16 protein-coding genes and 1 tRNA gene are annotated in these 16,878 nt (G+C 66.3%); 5 read left to right on the plus strand and 12 right to left on the minus strand.

Going from position 1 to position 16,878, the window contains the following annotated elements; genetic code table 11:
- Positions 1 to 168 precede the first annotated feature (168 nt).
- The gene (locus AC6HZP_RS03775; RefSeq protein ID WP_497525454.1) at positions 169 to 1,230 is read right to left on the minus strand and encodes an aldo/keto reductase; all 1,062 of its coding nucleotides are present in this window, start codon (positions 1,228 to 1,230) and stop codon (positions 169 to 171) included.
- Between the two features lie 113 nt (positions 1,231 to 1,343).
- The gene (locus tag AC6HZP_RS03780; RefSeq protein WP_497525455.1) at positions 1,344 to 2,354 is read right to left on the minus strand and encodes a zinc-binding alcohol dehydrogenase family protein; all 1,011 of its coding nucleotides are present in this window, start codon (positions 2,352 to 2,354) and stop codon (positions 1,344 to 1,346) included.
- A gap of 235 nt (positions 2,355 to 2,589) precedes the next feature.
- Here AC6HZP_RS03780 and dps point away from each other — a divergent pair, with 235 nt between their 5' ends.
- Complete coding sequence (dps, locus tag AC6HZP_RS03785) at positions 2,590 to 3,069, plus strand: DNA starvation/stationary phase protection protein Dps (RefSeq protein WP_201402308.1); 480 nt, start codon at positions 2,590 to 2,592, stop codon at positions 3,067 to 3,069.
- Between the two features lie 73 nt (positions 3,070 to 3,142).
- Here dps and AC6HZP_RS03790 read toward each other — a convergent pair whose 3' ends face one another.
- A complete protein-coding gene (locus AC6HZP_RS03790; protein ID WP_497525456.1) occupies positions 3,143 to 3,658 on the minus strand; it encodes a BA14K family protein in 516 nt (171 codons plus the stop codon).
- Between the two features lie 244 nt (positions 3,659 to 3,902).
- Between AC6HZP_RS03790 and AC6HZP_RS03795 the strand changes: the two genes are divergently transcribed.
- The 3 genes from AC6HZP_RS03795 to AC6HZP_RS03805 are packed head-to-tail and all read left to right on the plus strand — an operon-like array spanning position 3,903 to position 8,908.
- A complete protein-coding gene (locus tag AC6HZP_RS03795) occupies positions 3,903 to 5,771 on the plus strand; it encodes a methylmalonyl-CoA mutase family protein (RefSeq protein ID WP_497525457.1) in 1,869 nt (622 codons plus the stop codon).
- Positions 5,768 to 7,933: a methylmalonyl-CoA mutase gene (gene scpA / locus AC6HZP_RS03800; protein ID WP_497525458.1), complete on the plus strand. Its 2,166-nt coding sequence runs from the start codon at positions 5,768 to 5,770 to the stop codon at positions 7,931 to 7,933. The genes AC6HZP_RS03795 and scpA overlap by 4 nt, the downstream gene beginning before the upstream one ends.
- 21 nt (positions 7,934 to 7,954) lie before the next feature.
- Entirely contained in the window at positions 7,955 to 8,908 is a 954-nt protein-coding gene (locus AC6HZP_RS03805; protein WP_497525459.1) for a lytic transglycosylase domain-containing protein, read from the plus strand.
- Positions 8,909 to 8,976: 68 nt separating this feature from the next.
- On the opposite strand, the gene AC6HZP_RS03810 is transcribed toward AC6HZP_RS03805, so the two are convergent.
- From AC6HZP_RS03810 to AC6HZP_RS03845, 8 genes are all read right to left on the minus strand, one after another.
- Entirely contained in the window at positions 8,977 to 9,600 is a 624-nt protein-coding gene (locus AC6HZP_RS03810; RefSeq protein ID WP_497526729.1) for a BA14K family protein, read from the minus strand.
- A gap of 428 nt (positions 9,601 to 10,028) precedes the next feature.
- Positions 10,029 to 10,103: transfer RNA gene (locus AC6HZP_RS03815), tRNA-Gly, on the minus strand.
- Positions 10,104 to 10,309: 206 nt separating this feature from the next.
- A complete protein-coding gene (locus AC6HZP_RS03820; protein WP_497525460.1) occupies positions 10,310 to 11,515 on the minus strand; it encodes a glycosyltransferase family 9 protein in 1,206 nt (401 codons plus the stop codon).
- A 214-nt stretch (positions 11,516 to 11,729) separates the two neighbouring features.
- A complete protein-coding gene (locus tag AC6HZP_RS03825) occupies positions 11,730 to 12,842 on the minus strand; it encodes a calcium:cation antiporter (RefSeq protein ID WP_497525461.1) in 1,113 nt (370 codons plus the stop codon).
- A gap of 402 nt (positions 12,843 to 13,244) precedes the next feature.
- Positions 13,245 to 13,691 carry a hypothetical protein gene (locus tag AC6HZP_RS03830; RefSeq protein WP_497525462.1) on the minus strand — a complete coding sequence of 149 codons (447 nt, stop codon included), beginning with the start codon at positions 13,689 to 13,691 and terminating at the stop codon, positions 13,245 to 13,247.
- Positions 13,692 to 13,839: 148 nt separating this feature from the next.
- Positions 13,840 to 14,142, minus strand: a complete 303-nt coding sequence (locus tag AC6HZP_RS03835; protein ID WP_497525463.1) for a hypothetical protein — start codon at positions 14,140 to 14,142, stop codon at positions 13,840 to 13,842.
- A gap of 154 nt (positions 14,143 to 14,296) precedes the next feature.
- Positions 14,297 to 14,515, minus strand: a complete 219-nt coding sequence (locus tag AC6HZP_RS03840) for a hypothetical protein (protein WP_201402316.1) — start codon at positions 14,513 to 14,515, stop codon at positions 14,297 to 14,299.
- A 234-nt stretch (positions 14,516 to 14,749) separates the two neighbouring features.
- Positions 14,750 to 15,418: a transaldolase family protein gene (locus AC6HZP_RS03845; protein ID WP_497525464.1), complete on the minus strand. Its 669-nt coding sequence runs from the start codon at positions 15,416 to 15,418 to the stop codon at positions 14,750 to 14,752.
- 188 nt (positions 15,419 to 15,606) lie between these two features.
- Between AC6HZP_RS03845 and AC6HZP_RS03850 the strand changes: the two genes are divergently transcribed.
- Positions 15,607 to 15,867, plus strand: a complete 261-nt coding sequence (locus AC6HZP_RS03850) for a hypothetical protein (protein WP_497525465.1) — start codon at positions 15,607 to 15,609, stop codon at positions 15,865 to 15,867.
- 21 nt (positions 15,868 to 15,888) lie between these two features.
- On the opposite strand, the gene AC6HZP_RS03855 is transcribed toward AC6HZP_RS03850, so the two are convergent.
- Positions 15,889 to 16,791 carry a histone deacetylase family protein gene (locus AC6HZP_RS03855; protein ID WP_497525466.1) on the minus strand — a complete coding sequence of 301 codons (903 nt, stop codon included), beginning with the start codon at positions 16,789 to 16,791 and terminating at the stop codon, positions 15,889 to 15,891.
- Between the last annotated feature and the right edge of the window lie 87 nt (positions 16,792 to 16,878).

Genomic DNA, 16,878 nt, shown 5'->3' on the forward strand with positions numbered 1-16,878 from the left:
GCTTGTGGACCGCAGCGGAACCGTCCCGATGCTCGACACCTCCAGTGTTCCCACCTGTCAGCAGGCTGCGACGGTTGCGAATGGCGATGGCGAAGGGAACACCGCCGGCCGGTTCGATGAAAAAAAGGCCCGGTCATGCCGGGCCTTTCCGTTTCACACCGGACGTGCCTACTCGGCCAGATAGGGCTTAAGGAAGGCGAGGTCGGCCGGGCCGAGGCGGTCGCTGGCGGTCGCCGCCTGGTGCCAGTAGGGGTAGTTCAGCGGTTGCTGGCTGACCTTGTCGAGGCGGGCGCGTTCCTCGTCGGAAAGCTTCAGATCGGCGGCAGCGAGGTTGTCGTGGAACTGCGCATCCGTGCGGCCGCCGATGATGGCGGAGGTCACGCCCGGGCGGCCGAGCAGCCAGGCGAGCGCCACCTGCGCGCCGGAGACGCCGCGCGCCTCGGCGATCGAGACCAGTTCGTCGACGATGTTCCAGAGCCGGTCCCAGTCATGGATCGGCGGCTCCGTCCAGCCCTTGGCGAGGCGGCTGTCCTGCGGCGTCTCCTTGTCGCGGCGATGCTTGCCGGAGAGCAGGCCGCCGGCGATCGGGCTCCAGACCAGGATGCCGAGCTTCTGGTCGATCGTGATCGGCACCAGCTCCTGCTCGGCCTCGCGCGCCTGCAGCGTGTAGTGGATCTGCTGCGAGACGAAGGGGACGCGGTGGTCGCGGCGGGCGATCTCCATCGCCTTCATCAGGTGCCAGCCGGAGAAGTTGGAGCAGCCGACATAGCGGACCTTGCCCTGGCGGACGAGCGTGTCGAGCGCTTCCAGCGTCTCTTCGAGCGGCGTGACGCCGTCCCACTCATGCACCTGGTAGAGGTCGATGACGTCGGTCTGCAGGCGCTTCAGGCTCGCCTCGCATTCGCGGATCAGGTGGTAGCGCGACAGGCCGCGATCATTGGGGCCGTCGCCCATGGGAAAACGCGCCTTGGTGGCGAGGAGCACGCCGCCCTTGCGCTTGCCGCCGAGCGCCTCGCCGATGATCTCCTCGCAGGCGCCGCCCGAATAGGCGTTGGCGGTATCGAGCAAGTTGACGCCGGCGTCGATCACCATGTCGATCTGGCGCTGCGCGTCCTTGACCTCGGTGATGTCGCCGACCTTCGAGAAGCCGCCCTTCCTGCCAAAGGTCATGGTGCCCATGGTGAGCACCGAAACCTTCAGTCCCGAATTGCCGAGTTGCCGATATTCCATCGTCCGCTCCATTGCCGTTGCGGTGATTCCGCTGAAGTTGGACAGCACCGTCCTGCATTCGGACAGCGCTGTCAAAGCGGCAATTGGCGGCAATTGGCGGCGGAAGCCGACGATCAGACGGTGATGATCGCCTTGATCAGGCCGCGCTTGTCATGGCTCCAGACCGGCATGTCGGCGGTGAGTTTGTCGAGCGTCGTCTCGTGCGTCGCCAGCGCGTCGAGCGGCACGAGGCCGGCCTGGATCGATGCGACGACGTGCTCGAAATCGACCTTCGTGGCGTTGCGGCTGCCGATCAGCATCATCTCGCGCTTGTGGAACTCGGGGTCCGAGAACGAGATCGTGTCCTTGACGATCGAGACCAGCACATAGGCGCCGCCATGCGCGACCAGCGCGAAGCCGGCCTCGATCGCTTGCGCGTTGCCGGTGGCGTCGAACACGACGTCGAAGCCGTCGCCGCCGGTCCCGGCCATCAGCGTCTTCTGCGCGTCGGGGCCGGTCAGTGCCGATTTTTCGAAGCCGAGCGTGTCGCGGGCGAAGGCGAGGCGCTCCTCGCTGGCGTCGAGCAGCGTCACCTCGAGGCCGGCGATGCGGGCGAAGATGGCGACGCCGAGGCCGATCGGGCCGATGCCAACGACGAGCGCGCGGCCGCCTTCCGGCTGGGCGCGACGGACGGCGTGGGCGCCGATCGCCAGGAACTCGACCATGGCCGCGTCGCGCAGCGACAGGCCCTCGGCGGGATAGAGATTGCCCTCCGGCAGGACGATCTTCTCGGCCATGCCGCCATCGGTATGGACACCGAGCACCTGGATCGAGGTGCAGCAGTTCGGCTTGCCCTTCCGGCAGGCGACGCAGTGGCCGCAGGAAAGATAGGGGTTGATGACGACGGGCGTGCCGACCGCAAGCGACACGCCGTCGCCGACCGCCGAGACGACGCCCGAGAGCTCGTGGCCCATGACGCGCGGATATTCGAGGAAGGGGTGCTTGCCTTCGAATATGTGATAGTCGGTGCCGCAGATGCCGACATGCTTGACGTCGACGGTCGCCCAGCCGGCGGCCGGCGCACCCGGATCGGGCCGCTCGACGAGTTCCAGCTTGCCCGGCTCCACGCAGATCACAGTTTTCATGAGGTCCTCTTCGACACCGCCCAGTCCGATGGTCCTAGCGCAGGCGCCGCGCCTCTGCCAGCCGCCGAGAGCATGGCGTGGCGCAGAGGCGCGATGATGAGGATGATTTTCCGCGCCGCCGCTGCGGAACCGGTTGTGCCGTGCTGCGACAACACGTCCGGCGCGGTGGGCGGATCCTTGCCGCGCCCGGCGCATTGTCCGAGAATGTGCCGATCATCCCATGAAGGAGATAGCGATGCCGCCCCGGAAGTCCTCGATTGATCTGAAGTCCAACACCAAGACAGCGTCGATCGAACTGCTGAACGCCGTGCTCGCCGACAGCATCGATCTGGCGCTGGTGACCAAGCAGGCCCACTGGAACCTGAAGGGCCTGCAGTTCATCGCCATTCACGAGATGCTGGACGGCTTCCGGACCGAGATCGACGGCCATGCCGACACGGTGGCGGAACGCGCCGTGCAGCTCGGCGGTTTTGCCCTCGGCACCACGCAGGCCGTCGCTTCCGCTACCAAGCTCGCGCCGTATCCGACCGAGATTTCCAAGATCAAGGACCATCTGGCGGAGCTGATCGAGCGCTACGCCCACGTCGCCAACGAGGTCCGCAAGGGCATCGACAAGGCCAACGATCTCGGCGACGCCGACACGGCTGATATCCTGACCGGCTATTCGCGCGCGCTCGATAAGGCGCTGTGGTTCCTCGAGTCGCATCTCGAGTAGGCGCGTCCAACGCCCGTTCGCCAAAAGAAAAGGCCCGCCGGTTGGCGGGCCTTTTCTTGTTTGGGATCCTGCCTCAATAGGGCGAAACGCACTGCCGCCGCGGGCCGTTGTTGGGCTGGAAGGTGTTGTCCGAAGCCCGGTAGGAGCGGTAGCGGTTCTCGCACCACTGGTAGTGCGCCGACGCATAGCTTCCGCCGCCGTAATAGGCCGGCGGCTGGGCGATCGCGGAGCCGACCGCCGCGCCGACGCCGAAGGCGGCGAGCGGATACCACCAGCCATTGTAGTAGCGGTAGCCGGGCCGCTCGTAGCGATAGCCGGAATAGCCGTTCCAGTAGCCCGGGCGATATCCGGGACCGTAGCCGGGACGATAGCCCGGTCGATAACCTGGACCGTAGCCCGGCCGGTGGTGCCGATAATAGTAGTCGTTGCGACCACGATACTGCACGTCGATGATATTCGACGTCGTATCCGCCACGCTCGGGGCGACGGCCGGAGCCACGAGCGGCGCGGCGATCGCCGGCAGCGGCGTCGACGTCAGGAACGTCGCGGCGAGCACACCGCCGCAGAGCTTGGTGAGGTTGCTGATCAAGGCCTTATCCCTTCGTACGGTTTCTCAGCCGAACTGAGGTTCACTGAGCCATCAATTCATGAGTCGGGGCTTCGTTCCAAGGGTATCCGGCAATGCCACACCCATGACGGGCGTTCCCTGGGTCGCATTCCCTTGGGGCGCTTCCCGATGCCATGCCCGTTGAACCGGCGCGCCGCCGAGCCTATCCATGGTTGGGTCGCGCCGCCTCTCGCCGGCCGATCGCGAACGGAGGACCGACGAGCCGATGACAAGGACGCATGCGGAAGCGGCGTTTCGCGCCGCGAGCGACGCCGAATGGCACCAGCTGGCCGTGAAGGCGCTGAAGGGCGCGGATTTCGAGGCGAAGCTCGTGTCCCGCACGCTCGACGACATCCGCATCGAACCGCTCTATGCCAAGGCCGATGGCGACCATGCCCGGCCGGCGCGATCCGGCCCCGGCGCCTGGCGCGTCGTGCAGCGCATCGACCATCCTAATCCGGACATGGCGCGGACCCAGGCGCTCGACGATCTCGACCATGGCGCCTCCGGCCTGGCGCTGGTCTTCGCCGACGCGCCTTCCGCGCGCGGCTTTGGCCTTGCCGATGCGTCGGCTCTCGCCCGCGCGCTCGACGGCGTGATGATCGACCTGATTGCGCTGCGCCTCGAAGCCGGGGCCGACGCGGTCGGGGTGGCGCGCGGCCTGCTCGACCTCGTCCGGGGCCAGGGTCTCGATCTCGATAGCCTCGATCTCGATTTCGGCCTCGATCCGTTTTCCGCGCTCGCCAGAGAGGGCGACGCCGGCCTGGTGGAGCCGATGCTCGACGGCGCGGCGGAACTGGCGGGCCGGTTCGGGCTAGATGCCGCAAGCCGCGTGCTTCGCGCCGATGGCCGCGTCTGGCACGAGGCCGGCGCCTCGGAGGCGCAGGAGCTGGCGCTGACACTCGCGGCGGGCGTCGCCTCGCTGCGCGGGCTGGAGCGGCGCGGCCTGCCGCTCGATCTGGCCAGGCGGAGGCTCGGCTTCCTGCTCGCCGTCGACGCCGACGAGTTTCTCGGCATCGCCAAATTCCGCGCCCTGCGCCGGCTCTGGGCGCGGGTCGAAGCGGCCTGCGGCCTCGACGTCCGACCGATCCGGCTCGATGGCGAGACCAGCTTCCGGATGACGACGCGGCGCGATCCGCACGTCAATTTGCTGCGCAGCACGGTTGCAGCATTTTCGGCCGGCCTCGGCGGCGCCGACAGCGTTACCGTACTGCCTTTCACGATCGCGCTCGGCCTGCCGGATGCCGATGCGCGCCGCATCGCCCGCAACACGCAGACGATTCTGCTGGAGGAATCCGGTCTCGGCCACGTCGTCGATCCGGCCGGCGGCGCCGGCGGGTTCGAGGCGCTGACGGATGCGCTCTGCGAGAAGGCCTGGGTCCTCTTTCAGAAGATCGAGGCGGAGGGCGGTCTCGCTCGCGTGCTTTCGAGCGGATGGGTGGCGCGCGAGATCGCCGCCGTCGCCGACAAGCGCGAGCGCGAGGTTCGCCGCCGCAAGCTACCGATCACCGGCACCAGCGCCTATCCGGATCTGGCCGAGACGCCGCCGTCCGTGCTGGCGCCGCGCCGCGAGGAACCGAACGCCACGCCGGGGCTCGCCGCGCGCCGCACGGCGGAGCCGTTCGAGCGCCTGCGCGATCGCGCCGAGGCGATCGAGGCGCTGCGCGGCCGTCGGCCGGCCGTTTTCCTCGCCAATCTCGGCACGCCTGCCGCCTTCGGCGCCCGCGCCGGCTTTGCCAAGGATCTGTTCGAGGCGTCCGGCATCGCCGCGCCGATGAATGACGGCTTTGCCACCGTCGACGCGCTGGTCGAGGCGGCGCTCGCGGCGAAGGCCGATGCCGTCTGCCTCTGTTCGTCCGACGAAGTCTATGAGCGCGAGACGGGGCACGCGGTCTATGAGGGCGAGACGCTGGTGGAAGAAGTCGCGCGCCGCCTGGTCGCCGCCGGCATCACTCACGTCGTCCTCGCCGGAAGGCCGGGCGAGCGGGAAACGGCCTATCGCCATGCCGGCGTCGAAGCCTTTATCTTCGTTGGATGCGACGCGCTGGACTATCCGGGCCGGATCCTCGACCGGCTCGACGAGGCTTTGAAATGACCCGCATCCCCGATTTCTCGACGGTTCCCTTCGCCGATGCGCCGGTTTCCCCGCCGGCCGGCGGCACGGACTGGCTGACGCCGGAGGCGATCGCGGTCAAGCCGCTCTACACCGCCGCCGACCGCGATCCCCTGGAGGCCATCGACAGCTATCCCGGCATCGCGCCGTTCCTGCGCGGTCCCTATCCGACCATGTATGTGAACCAGCCCTGGACGATCCGCCAATATGCCGGGTTCTCCACGGCCGAGGACTCGAACGCCTTCTACCGCCGCAATCTCGCCGCCGGACAGAAGGGCCTCTCCGTCGCCTTCGACCTCGCCACCCATCGCGGCTATGACAGCGACCATCCGCGCGTCGCCGGCGATGTCGGCATGGCGGGCGTGGCGATCGATTCCATCTACGACATGCGCACGCTCTTCTCCGGCATCCCGCTCGACAGGATGAGCGTGTCGATGACGATGAACGGCGCCGTGCTGCCGATCCTGGCGCTCTATATCGTCGCCGCGGAAGAGCAGGGCGTGCCGCCAGAGAAGCTTTCCGGGACCATCCAGAACGACATCCTCAAGGAGTTCATGGTCCGCAACACCTATATCTACCCGCCGGAACCGTCGATGCGGATCATCTCCGACATCTTCGCCTATACATCCGAGCACATGCCGAAGTTCAACTCGATCTCGATCTCCGGCTATCACATGCAGGAAGCGGGCGCGACGCAGGATCTTGAGCTCGCCTATACGCTCGCCGACGGCGTCGAATATATCCGCGCCGGGCTGAAGGCCGGCCTCGACATCGACCAGTTCGCGCCGCGACTTTCCTTCTTCTGGGCGATCGGCATGAACTTCTTCATGGAAGTCGCCAAGATGCGGGCCGCGCGCCTGATCTGGGCGAAGCTGGTGAGCCAGTTCCAGCCGAAGAACGAGAAGTCGCTGGCGCTGCGCACCCATTGCCAGACCTCCGGCTGGTCGCTCGCGGCGCAGGACGTCTACAACAACGTCATCCGCACCACGGTCGAGGCGATGGCGGCGACGCAGGGGCATACCCAGTCGCTGCACACCAATGCGCTCGACGAGGCGCTGGCGCTGCCGACCGACTTCTCCGCCCGCATCGCCCGAAACACGCAGATCTTCCTGCAGCAGGAGAGCGGCACGACGCGGATCATCGATCCCTGGGGCGGCTCCTATTATGTCGAGGCGCTGACGGCCGAGCTTGCAGCGCGCGCGATGGCGCATATTGACGAGGTCGAAAAGCTCGGCGGCATGGCCAAGGCGATCGAGGCGGGCATCCCGAAGCTCCGCATCGAGGAGGCAGCGGCGAAGACGCAGGCGCGTATTGATTCCGGCCAGCAGACGGTCGTCGGCGTCAACAAATACCGTCTCGACGACGAGCCTGATATTGACGTGCTGAAGGTCGACAATTCTGCGGTCCGCGCCCAGCAGATCGAGAAATTGGCGAGGCTGCGCGCCGAGCGCGACCCGGCCGCCGTCGCGGCGAGCCTCGAGGCGCTCGCCGCTTCGGCGCGTTCCGGCGAGGGCAATCTGCTGGCGCTCGCCGTCGACGCCGCCCGCGCCAAGGCGACGGTCGGCGAGATCTCGACCGCGCTGGAAAAGGCGTGGAAGCGCCACAAGGCGGTGATCAAGGTCAATTCCGGCGTCTATCGGGAAGGTTTCGGCGAGCAGGGCGCGCCGATCGAGCGGCTTTCGACCCTCGTCTCGGAATTCACCCATGACGAAGGCCGGCCCCCACGCATCCTCGTCGCCAAGATGGGGCAGGACGGTCATGACCGCGGCCAGAAGGTGATCGCCAGCGCCTTCGCCGATATCGGCTTCGATGTCGTCATCGGGCCGCTCTTCGCGACGCCGGAAGAGGTCGCGACCCACGCGATTTCGGAGAAGGTGCATGTCGTCGGCGTTTCGTCGCTCGCCGCCGGACATCTGACGCTGGTGCCGGAACTGAAGGCCGAGCTGGCGCGGCAGGGCCGGCCGGACATCATGATCGTCGTCGGCGGCGTGATCCCGCCGCAGGATTTCGAGGCGCTGATGCAAGCCGGCGCTGCCGCGATCTTTCCGCCGGGCACGCCCGTCACCGAGGCTGCCGCCGATCTCCTGGAAAAGCTGCGCGGGCATCTTGGCTTCGCGCAGAAGCACCCTTCCGCCTATGTCTGACGGCGCGGGGAGGGCGGTCCGATGATATCGCGCCTTTCCCGTCGCCTCTGCGCCGTGGCCGTGCTGGCGCTCGCCATCGCGCTGCCCACGCTTCCCGCCCGCGCGGCGGAAGAAACGACGGTGCAGACGCTCTGCCGCCTGATCGAGACGGCGGCGGACGCGCATGGGCTGCCGCGCGATTATTTCACCCGCCTGATCTGGCGGGAATCGAGCTTCCGTCCCCATGTGACGAGTCCCGCCGGCGCGCAGGGCATCGCGCAGTTCATGCCGGGCACGGCGGACGAACAGGGGCTCGATGATCCGTTCGATCCCGAGCTGGCGATTCCCGCCTCCGCCAAGTATCTAAAATCGCTCAGGAATCGGTTTGGGAATCTCGGTCTCGCAGCTGCAGCATACAATGCCGGCCCGACGCGGTTGGCGAGATGGCTCGACAGCGGCGGCTATCTGCCGATCGAGACCGAGGACTACGTGCTCTTCATCACCGGCCGCAGCGTCTCCGACTGGAACGCCGGCTCGGTCGAGGTGCTGGCGCCGCCGTCACCAAAGCCGGATCCGAAGGATGTCGAGCCGAGGCCGTCGGACCCGCGATCGGCCGAGGAGCGGTCCACCGATCTGAAGCCGGCTAATAAGAGGGTAGAGGCGGCGGCGCTGGAGGCGAAGGACTGCGTGACGCTGGTGGCGGCGATCCGGGCCTTCTCGCCGTCCCTGATCGAGGGCGCCTATGCGCCGTTCGGCGTTCAGCTCTCCGGCAATTTCTCGAAGAGCCGGGCGATCGCTTCCTATCACCGGCAGGTGTCGCGCTATCCCGCGCTGCTCGAGGGCAAGCCGACGCTGGTTCTCGGCTCGCGCGCCGCCGGACGCGGCCGGCGGGCCTTCTATCGCGTGCGGCTGCCGGCGGAGACGCTGCGGGAAGCGGCAAGGCTCTGTCAGGCCCTGCAGAACAAGGGCGGCGCCTGCGTCGTGCTGCGCAACTAGAGCACTTTCGTGCGAAAGGGTTCTGACGAAGAAGCCCGCCGGATGGCGGGCTTCCTGGGCGTTTCAGCTCAATTATAGGGCGACAGGCACTGCTGGCGCGGGCCCTCATAGGGCTGGAAGCTGTTGTCGGAAGCGCGATAGGAGCGGTAGCGATCCTCGCACCAGCGCAGATGGCTGGTGGAGAGACGCGGCGGCGCGACTTCTCGCGGCTGGTTGGCGATGGCGCCGCCGATCAGGGCGCCGACGCCGAAGGCCGCCATCGGATACCACCAGCCGTCGCTGTGGCGACGATAGCCGGGGCGGGAATGGTTGTAGCCCTGGTGGCCGTTCCAGTAGCCGGGACGGCTCGGGCCAGGGCGGTAGTGACCGCCATGGCTGGGACCGGGACCGCCCCAACCCGGGCCGCCATGGCCGGGTCGGCCGGGGCCACCGTGATTCGGGCCGCCGTGGTTCGGACCGTTCCAGTTGCCGCCGCCATGTCCGCCGCCATGTCCGCCGCCGTGCCCCGGCCGGCCCTGGTTGGGACGATTGCCCTGCCGGCAGCCTTCCGGCGGGCAGCGGACGTCGATGACATTCGAGGATACGCTGCCGGGATCGACGCGCAGCAGCGGCGCGGCCTGGACCGGCATGGCAGCGACCGCGAAGGTGAACGTCATGGCGGTAGCGCAGATCTTCTTCAGATCCATGGAAATTCCTTCTCGATATGGCGATCAGCAGGCTGATCGGAGGGGCCGTCCGTCCCGCGCAAGCGGTCCGAACGTCGGCATCGTTCCGACCCTGCGTTGCGCGCTTTCGCGCATGCACGCCGGACCATGAATGCCAACTTACTGTCAGTCTAACTGACGAAATAGACCAAAAGTATGATCTGCATCACGAGGAAGATCAGGGATTGCAGGATCCAGACGGAAATTTGGCGCGGGCACCATTCTCCGGCTCTGTCTTCGGACCTGGCTGGGCTGTTTGTTTGCGCGAGCGGCTGCGAACGGACGGAGAACCTAGCTCGGGAATATCTCGGGACTTTTTGCGCAGAACTACCAGAATCTGGCAAAATCAGGCCCGTTTTGTTCCCGTACGCGTCAGGGTAACCAGCATATAAGCTACTGAAAACGTAGGGAGTTTTTGGAGCGGGCGATGGGAATTGAACCCACGACATTCAGCTTGGGAAGCTGACGTTCTACCTCTGAACTACACCCGCTTTTTAAGTGATTGAAATCACTTAGCTTTTCGCGATTTTGTCCAACTGGAACGACATACTCGCGGAAAGTGGGACAATGTGTACCCGTTTTATCCCATGTTGATCAAGGCCATTGCCTTGCCGGCCTGCTTCTTCCGGTTGGCCTTTTTGCTGCAGATCACAGCTTGCTTCATCGACTGCCCGGGCGACTGCGGCGCCGCTGCGGCCTACGCCGCCGTTGCTATCAAAGGTTGCGTCACGTTGCTCGTCAGCGCTTCAATCTCGGCCAGGACGTGCTCCGCCGTGATGTCGTTCTTGCAGCGAACCTTCTCCGGGCATCGGCGCACGACGTCGAGGCCACAGCCTCGGCATTCGATCGCGCTCATCAGAATGCTGACGCGGGGACCCTGGAACCCCCAGAGCTCCGGAAGGTGCGAGGCCGTAAAGATGCCGAGCGTCGGACGACCGAGCTGGGCGGCGACGTGACCGGCCCCGGAATTGTTCGATATGACGAGGGAGGCGGAGCTCAGGAGCTCGTTGAACTGCTGTTCGGAGAGGTTCGATGCGACGTCGATGCTTCCCCCGCCACGCTCTCGTGCGGCGCGGGCGGTCTGGTGCAGAACCGTCGCGTCCTCGTTTCGCCCGACTAGGATCACGGTTCGGGTCCTGGAGAGTGTGGCGACGAGCTCCTCGAAATTCTGGATCGGCCAATCCCGCAAGTGGGAATTGGAAAACGGCGCCACCACGACCGGGCCATGGTCATCGACAGGCGGCTGGGAGACGGGTGGGGCCCAATCGGCTTTGCCAAATCGGGCCGCCGTCTTGGAGACCAGCAGGGTCAGCGTCTCGGCGATGTGCTGAATCCGCATTTGATCGCGATCGGCCTGCTTATCGACCCAGCGTCGTGGCAAGAGGGTTGTCATCGCCGTCTTTTGCAGCAGTTTGTAAATAAAGTTTCGGCGCAGTTTCACCTTTCCAGGTAAAATCGTAATATCGATCTGAGGAAGTAGGTATGGATCTGCTATGGCGGCTCGATATCGTGATTCAATCGCCAGCAAAACAGATCTGGTGTCGTCGGGTACACGCATGTCGATGGCGAGGTCGAACGAGTCTGCCAATAGTCTCCGTATTTCGATTGGCGTTACGGGCTCTCCGGCCAACTTCGAATTTTTTCGGAAGAAGTCAAAGGATATGTATTCGTCCGCGAGCGTGAACTGCTTGGCTGTGTTGATGTTCCAGCTGCCGACGACGAGCGTGATGTGTGCGTCCGCGAAAGCCTTTCTCAGCTCCTGCAGCGGTCCCAGTGACATCCAGAAGTCTCCGACGTGGTCGAGCTTCAGGGCAACGATTCGGAGTTTGCCCACTTCCGGCGGCCTCGCGTCCCAGCTTCGGTAGATCACCCTGTCGCTGTCACGATGGACAAAATATCTCATAGCTCGCCGGTACCCGTTGGACCGATATGCAATTTATAGTTTTTTATGAAGTCATATAAAATCTAAGGGTGCAAGGCGTATCCGAGGTGCGCACCTCGCCGCTACGAAAAGCTATCGGGAAGGGTCGGCCAAGACGGAGAGCCGTGTCGCCATTTGCGAGGCGATTATACCGGACGGCGGTTGGGCTGTGCCTCCAGTTGGCCGCCGGCCTTCGTCACGGCGCCGCGGCGAAGAGGAGGAAGGCGAGGAAGATCACCAGGTGGACGCCGCCCTGCAGGATCGTCGTGCGGCCGAGCATCAGGGTGAGGATGCTGGCCAGCAGCGTCAGCACGATCTGCACGATGTGATCGGGCTCGAGCCCGAGCGTGATCGGACGGTCGAGCAGGAGCGAAATCACCGCGATGATGGGGATGCTCAGCCCGATGCTCGCCAGCGCCGATCCGAGCGCCAGGTTGACGCTGGTCTGCACCCGGTTGGAGCGGGCGGCGCGGAAGGCGGTGCTGCCTTCGGGAAGCAGCACGACGGCGGCGATCACGACGCCGACGAATTCCGCGTTGAAGCCGATATCGGCGACGACCTGCGTGATCGTCGACGTCAGCCCCTCGGCCAGCAGGATGACCAGCAGCAGCGAGACGACCAGCATTCCGGCGCTGGTGATCGCCTGCTGCCGCGTCGGAACGGCGTGGTGGGGCAGGGGCTCGACGACGTCATCCAGAAAGTCCGTGCGGTGGCGCACGGTCTGGACGAAGAGAAACAGCGCGTAGAGCGCGAGCGAGACGACCGCGACGAAGGCAAGCTGCATCGGCGCGTAGAACGGTCCCGGCACGGACATGGTGAAGTTCGGCAGGATCAGCGTCAGCGTGGTCAGCGTTGCCATGACGCTCAACGCGCCGATGGCGCCCTTGGTCTGGAACTGCTGTTCGCGATGCAGGATGCCGCCGGTCAAAAGGCAGAGGCCGACGACGCCGTTCAGCACGATCATGACGGTGGCGAAGACCGTGTCGCGGGCGATCTGGCTGCTCTCGGTCGCGGACGCGGAGAGCATGGTCGAGACGATCAGCGAAACCTCGATCACCGTGACCGCGAGCGCCAGGATGATGGCGCCGAACGGCTCGCCGATCCGGTGCGAGACGATTTCGGCATGATGCACGGACGAGAAGACCGATCCGATCAGGAAGACGCCGGAGAGCCACAGGAACAGGTTCGAATGCGGGCCGGTAAGGTGTAGATGCTCGGCTGCGATCAGCAGGATCGCCCCGACGAGCGAGGCCGGAAGCAGCCAGCCGAACCGGGATTTCGGATGGGTTTGTTCGTTCGACGGGTGCATGAGCGATCTGCCGGTCCCACAGGAGCGATGTTCTGCGGCGTGTATAAGCTCCAATTCGAAAGGAAGGGTTGAGAGCGGGGGTCCCGGATCGTTAGCGTGGGGGCAGTTCACAGGCTGGAACGACGGATGCCGGCAGGCGATCCGATGGGACCGCATCCATTGCAGCTTTGGCCGTCTCCCGGGCTGCATTCCGGCGCCGGTGCATCGTCGAGGTTGGATGGGCGACCAGACGCCGAACCCTCAGGGCGACGTGGTTATCGCCGGGTTTCTCACGGGATCGAGCCGTTCCGGGTTCGATCCCGTTCGCCATCGGTTTCATGCAAGGGAGATACGCCGCCGATAGGCCCGGCAGCTGTTGGACGGATCCAGAAACTCGGATCGGCCGGCGCCTCGCAGCGGGGATCAGTGTTCCGTTGAGCCCGGCGGCTTGCCGCCGCCCTGGAGTTGGTCCGGATTGGGGGAGATGTCGACCTGGGCGGAGGGCGCGCGCTCCGGCGCGGTGGCGGGCGTGGGCCGTGCCTCGGCGGTCGGCTTCGCTGCTGCCGGCCGTTCCTCGGCAGGTGGCTTCGCCGCTGCCGTCGCGGCCCGGCGGGCTGGCTTGGCGGCTGTCTTCGGCGCGGTGCGGCGTGCGGAATCGGTCCGGGCCTTGACGGGCCGCGGGCGGTTCTCGGCGGAAAGGCGGGGTCCCACCTGCTCGAGCCGATCGGCGATCCATCCGAGATGCGTGAGAACCTGTCCGCGCTTCGCGCCGGCCGGTGCCTCGATGAAATCCTGAAGGTCGGATCGCAGCAGCCGCATGAGAACGGAGATTTCCTGCAGGCTGTTCTTCAATCCCGTGGCTGCGGCCATGTCGGCGCTCCCTCTCTGAAAGGCATGGCAGTCAACGCCGGGGGGCTGGCCTCGTTCCCTGAGATGGGAATGCGGATGGCGCTTCGTGCTCATGGCGACGCCCCGCCGGGGAGAGCGGGGCGTCATGCGGCGCGGGGCAAGCCCTCGACTACTGGATTTGGGTGCAGAAGGTCTTCACGGCCGCCGAATAGCGCAGCGGCTCCGCCGTGACGTTCTGGTTGCAGGTGTTCTTGGCGGCGGTGAGCTGCTCGGGCGTCAGGCCGACGGCGCCCTGCGTGATGTCGAAGCCGAAGACGTCCTCGTCCTTGATCTGCGCCTTCACCGGATCCATTCCGCTCGTGGCGCCGTTCTGGCCGCCCGTCCCGGTATTGTCGCTCGTCTGGGCGATGACCGGTGAAGCAAAGAGCGCCACGAATGCGGCCGCGGCAATCGTATATTTGAGACTGTTCATTGCGTTCCTCCTGTCGTGATTTGCCGGACAGGCATGGACCTTCAATCCTGCCAGCTATTCGATCAGGCCGTTGAACCTAATCACTGGAGAACGAACGACAGACTTGGCGGATGGTTCCGAATTTCTTCCGAGGATTGCGGTGGCTCGTTGCCAACTATTCCCGGCACGCGTCTCCGGCAAGGCCGACACGCGGCAGCCGCCCGCGGACGAAACCGAACGAAATGCGCTCGGCGCGTGCGTCGATGGCCATCAGGAGGGTCTCGATGACGGCGCGGGCGTCGCCCTGATGCGCCGTGATCAAATTGTCGACGCGCTGGTCGAGCTCGCTCTCGGCGCTTCGGTCGGGATCGATCTTTTCGGCGGGCTCGGCCATCACGCTTTCACTCCATAGGTCTATGTTCCTATTTTGTTCTCCTTTGACGGAGAGTCAATCCGGGAGTTGGACTCTGTCCAACGCGAAAACGTGATCGCCGGACGGAGACTCTTTTTTCTCGGGCCATCCCGTGCGGTGGACGCAAAAAAAGGGGCTCGCCGGTCGTCCGGCGAGCCCCTTGCTGCGATCGTCTCGCCATCTGGCGAATGCGTCGGCGGATAGCCGGTCGACGGCTCAGCCCTCGGCGGCGAGCTCGAAGGCTTCGGCGGCGGCGTCCGTCAGCGCCTCGGCGAAAAGCGCGGTGGCGACGGCCGGCGAGAAGGTGAAGGTGTCGACGCCGAGGCGGCCGAGGCGGACGAGATCGTCGCTGGAGCGCACGCTCGCCACCAGAACCCGCATCGGGCTGCCGGCGCCGCGCGCGATCTCCTGCATCGCGGCGATCTCGGCGAAGCCGTCGCGGCCGGCGTCGTTCATGCGGCCGAGATAGGGCGCGACATAGTCGGCGCCGAGCGCGGCCGCCGTCACGGCCTGGTGCGCGGCATAGACCGCCGTCATCGTGATGCGCGCGCCTTCCGCCTTCAGCACGGCGGCGGCGATGGCGCCTTCGCGGGTGATCGGCACCTTGACCACGATGCGCGTGTCGAGCTCGGCGATCCGCCGGCCGTTGGCGGTCAGCGCCTCGCTGGTCCGGCCCCAGGTCTGGGCCTGGAATTCCGCGACGCCCGAGGCGAAGGCGAAGGTCGAGAGGCCCTTGAGTTCGGCCAGCGAATTGGGAACGCCGGCGGCGGCGAGCAGGGTCGGGTTGGTGGTGATGCCGTGGAAGAGGCCGGTCGGCAGCCACTGGTCCCAGGCGGCCCGGTCGGCGGTGTCGAGGAAGAGGCGGGGACGTTTCAGCTCGGTCATGCGGATCTGCCAATCGTTTGAAGACGGCGCCACCTTAGCGCGGCGAAACGGAAATGGCAGGGCTTCGATGCCCGTGCGCCGTTTGTGATGACCTTCACTGACGGCAACGCGGCGACATGGTGGAACGAGGCCGCGCCGGGCGACGTTGAGCCGGTTGGGTAACAGGGGGCGCTGCGGCGCGGATCGAAATGGCATCCTTCAGCATTCGCACCATGGCCAGCGTCATCGGTTCCGCCGCGCTGGTCGCCTTCGCCGTCACCGCCTATAGCGGCCAGGCCGTCAGCCGCACCAGCGGTGCCAAGGACCCAACCGCGCGGACCCTGTTCGACAAGGTATCCGTCGGCGGCCGGGTCGGCTGCGAGGTGCAGTCCTGGCCCTATATCGCGCCGGAGTGCCTGCAGTCTTCGAACAGCAAACTGAGCCTGGCGCGGCCGGTGCGCCGGCTCTGACCGCGAGCGTGCCGAACGGTCCTAGGCCGAGAACGCCGCTGCCGCGTGGTGCAGCAGGGCATGGCGGCGGGCGATCGGATCGACATCCGCGCCATAGCCGCCGCCGATGACGCCGGCGAGCGGAATGCCTCGTCCCCGCACCGCGCTGATGACGAGCCGGTCGCGCGCCCGCAATCCCTCGTCCGAGAGCGCCAGCCGGCCGAGCCGGTCGTCCACATGCGGGTCGACGCCGGCATTGTAGAAGACGATATCCGGATGCGTGCGATCGAGCAGCGGCGCCAGGATCTCGTCGAGCGCGGCGAGATAGGCGTCGTCGCCGGTCTGGTCGGGGAGGCCGATATCGAGCGTCGATTGGCGCTTGCGGACCGGATAGTTCTTCTCGGCATGCAGCGACAGCGTCGTGACGTTGGCGTCGCCAGCGAAGATCTCCGCCGTGCCGTCGCCCTGGTGCACGTCGCAATCGACCACCAGCGCCGTGCCGATCAGGCCCTCGCGCATCAGCACGCGGATCGCGACGGCCACATCGTTGAAGGTGCAGAAGCCGGCGCCCTGGTCGGATCGCGCATGATGGCTGCCGCCGGCCGTGTTGCAGGCGAGGCCTTCGTCGAGCGCCAGCCGCGCGGCGAGGATGGTGCCGCCCGTGGCGGCGCGGGCACGGCGCACCACCGTCTCGTTCATCGGCAGGCCGATCTCGCGCTCGATTGCCGGCGGTACGGAAAGCGACAGCACCGCGTCGACGTAAGCCCGGTCATGCGCGAGCGCCAGCTCCGCCGCCGTCGCCGGCTCCGGCACGACAAAGCCCGCCGGCGCCAGCCCGTCGGCGACGACGATCTCGGCAAGCCGCCGGTATTTCTGCATCGGGAAGCGATGCTCGGCCGGAATGTCGGCGGTGTAGGCGGGGTGATGGACGATCGGCGGCGGCATGGCGCGACCATAGACCCCTCCAAGGATCGCGTCGACGCCGGGCCGCGAAGCGGCTATCGCTCTTCCGCTCCTTTCCGTCGCGCGAGA

It is taken from the genome of Kaistia sp. SLG-1 (assembly GCF_059699055.1).

Bases quoted from the DNA above. Each gene is read 5' to 3' on its own strand.
- AC6HZP_RS03845 (WP_497525464.1), bottom strand. From the start codon at position 15,418: ATGACCGAGCTGAAACGTCCCCGCCTCTTCCTCGACACCGCCGACCGG.
- AC6HZP_RS03825 (WP_497525461.1), bottom strand. From the start codon at position 12,842: ATGCACCCGTCGAACGAACAAACCCATCCGAAATCCCGGTTCGGCTGG.
- AC6HZP_RS03795 (WP_497525457.1), top strand. From the start codon at position 3,903: ATGACAAGGACGCATGCGGAAGCGGCGTTTCGCGCCGCGAGCGACGCC.
- AC6HZP_RS03775 (WP_497525454.1), bottom strand. From the start codon at position 1,230: ATGGAATATCGGCAACTCGGCAATTCGGGACTGAAGGTTTCGGTGCTC.
- AC6HZP_RS03855 (WP_497525466.1), bottom strand. From the start codon at position 16,791: ATGCCGCCGCCGATCGTCCATCACCCCGCCTACACCGCCGACATTCCG.
- scpA (WP_497525458.1), top strand. From the start codon at position 5,768: ATGACCCGCATCCCCGATTTCTCGACGGTTCCCTTCGCCGATGCGCCG.
- AC6HZP_RS03835 (WP_497525463.1), bottom strand. From the start codon at position 14,142: ATGAACAGTCTCAAATATACGATTGCCGCGGCCGCATTCGTGGCGCTC.
- AC6HZP_RS03840 (WP_201402316.1), bottom strand. From the start codon at position 14,515: ATGGCCGAGCCCGCCGAAAAGATCGATCCCGACCGAAGCGCCGAGAGC.
- AC6HZP_RS03850 (WP_497525465.1), top strand. From the start codon at position 15,607: ATGGCATCCTTCAGCATTCGCACCATGGCCAGCGTCATCGGTTCCGCC.
- dps (WP_201402308.1), top strand. From the start codon at position 2,590: ATGCCGCCCCGGAAGTCCTCGATTGATCTGAAGTCCAACACCAAGACA.
- AC6HZP_RS03780 (WP_497525455.1), bottom strand. From the start codon at position 2,354: ATGAAAACTGTGATCTGCGTGGAGCCGGGCAAGCTGGAACTCGTCGAG.
- AC6HZP_RS03830 (WP_497525462.1), bottom strand. From the start codon at position 13,691: ATGGCCGCAGCCACGGGATTGAAGAACAGCCTGCAGGAAATCTCCGTT.
- AC6HZP_RS03820 (WP_497525460.1), bottom strand. From the start codon at position 11,515: ATGAGATATTTTGTCCATCGTGACAGCGACAGGGTGATCTACCGAAGC.
- AC6HZP_RS03805 (WP_497525459.1), top strand. From the start codon at position 7,955: ATGATATCGCGCCTTTCCCGTCGCCTCTGCGCCGTGGCCGTGCTGGCG.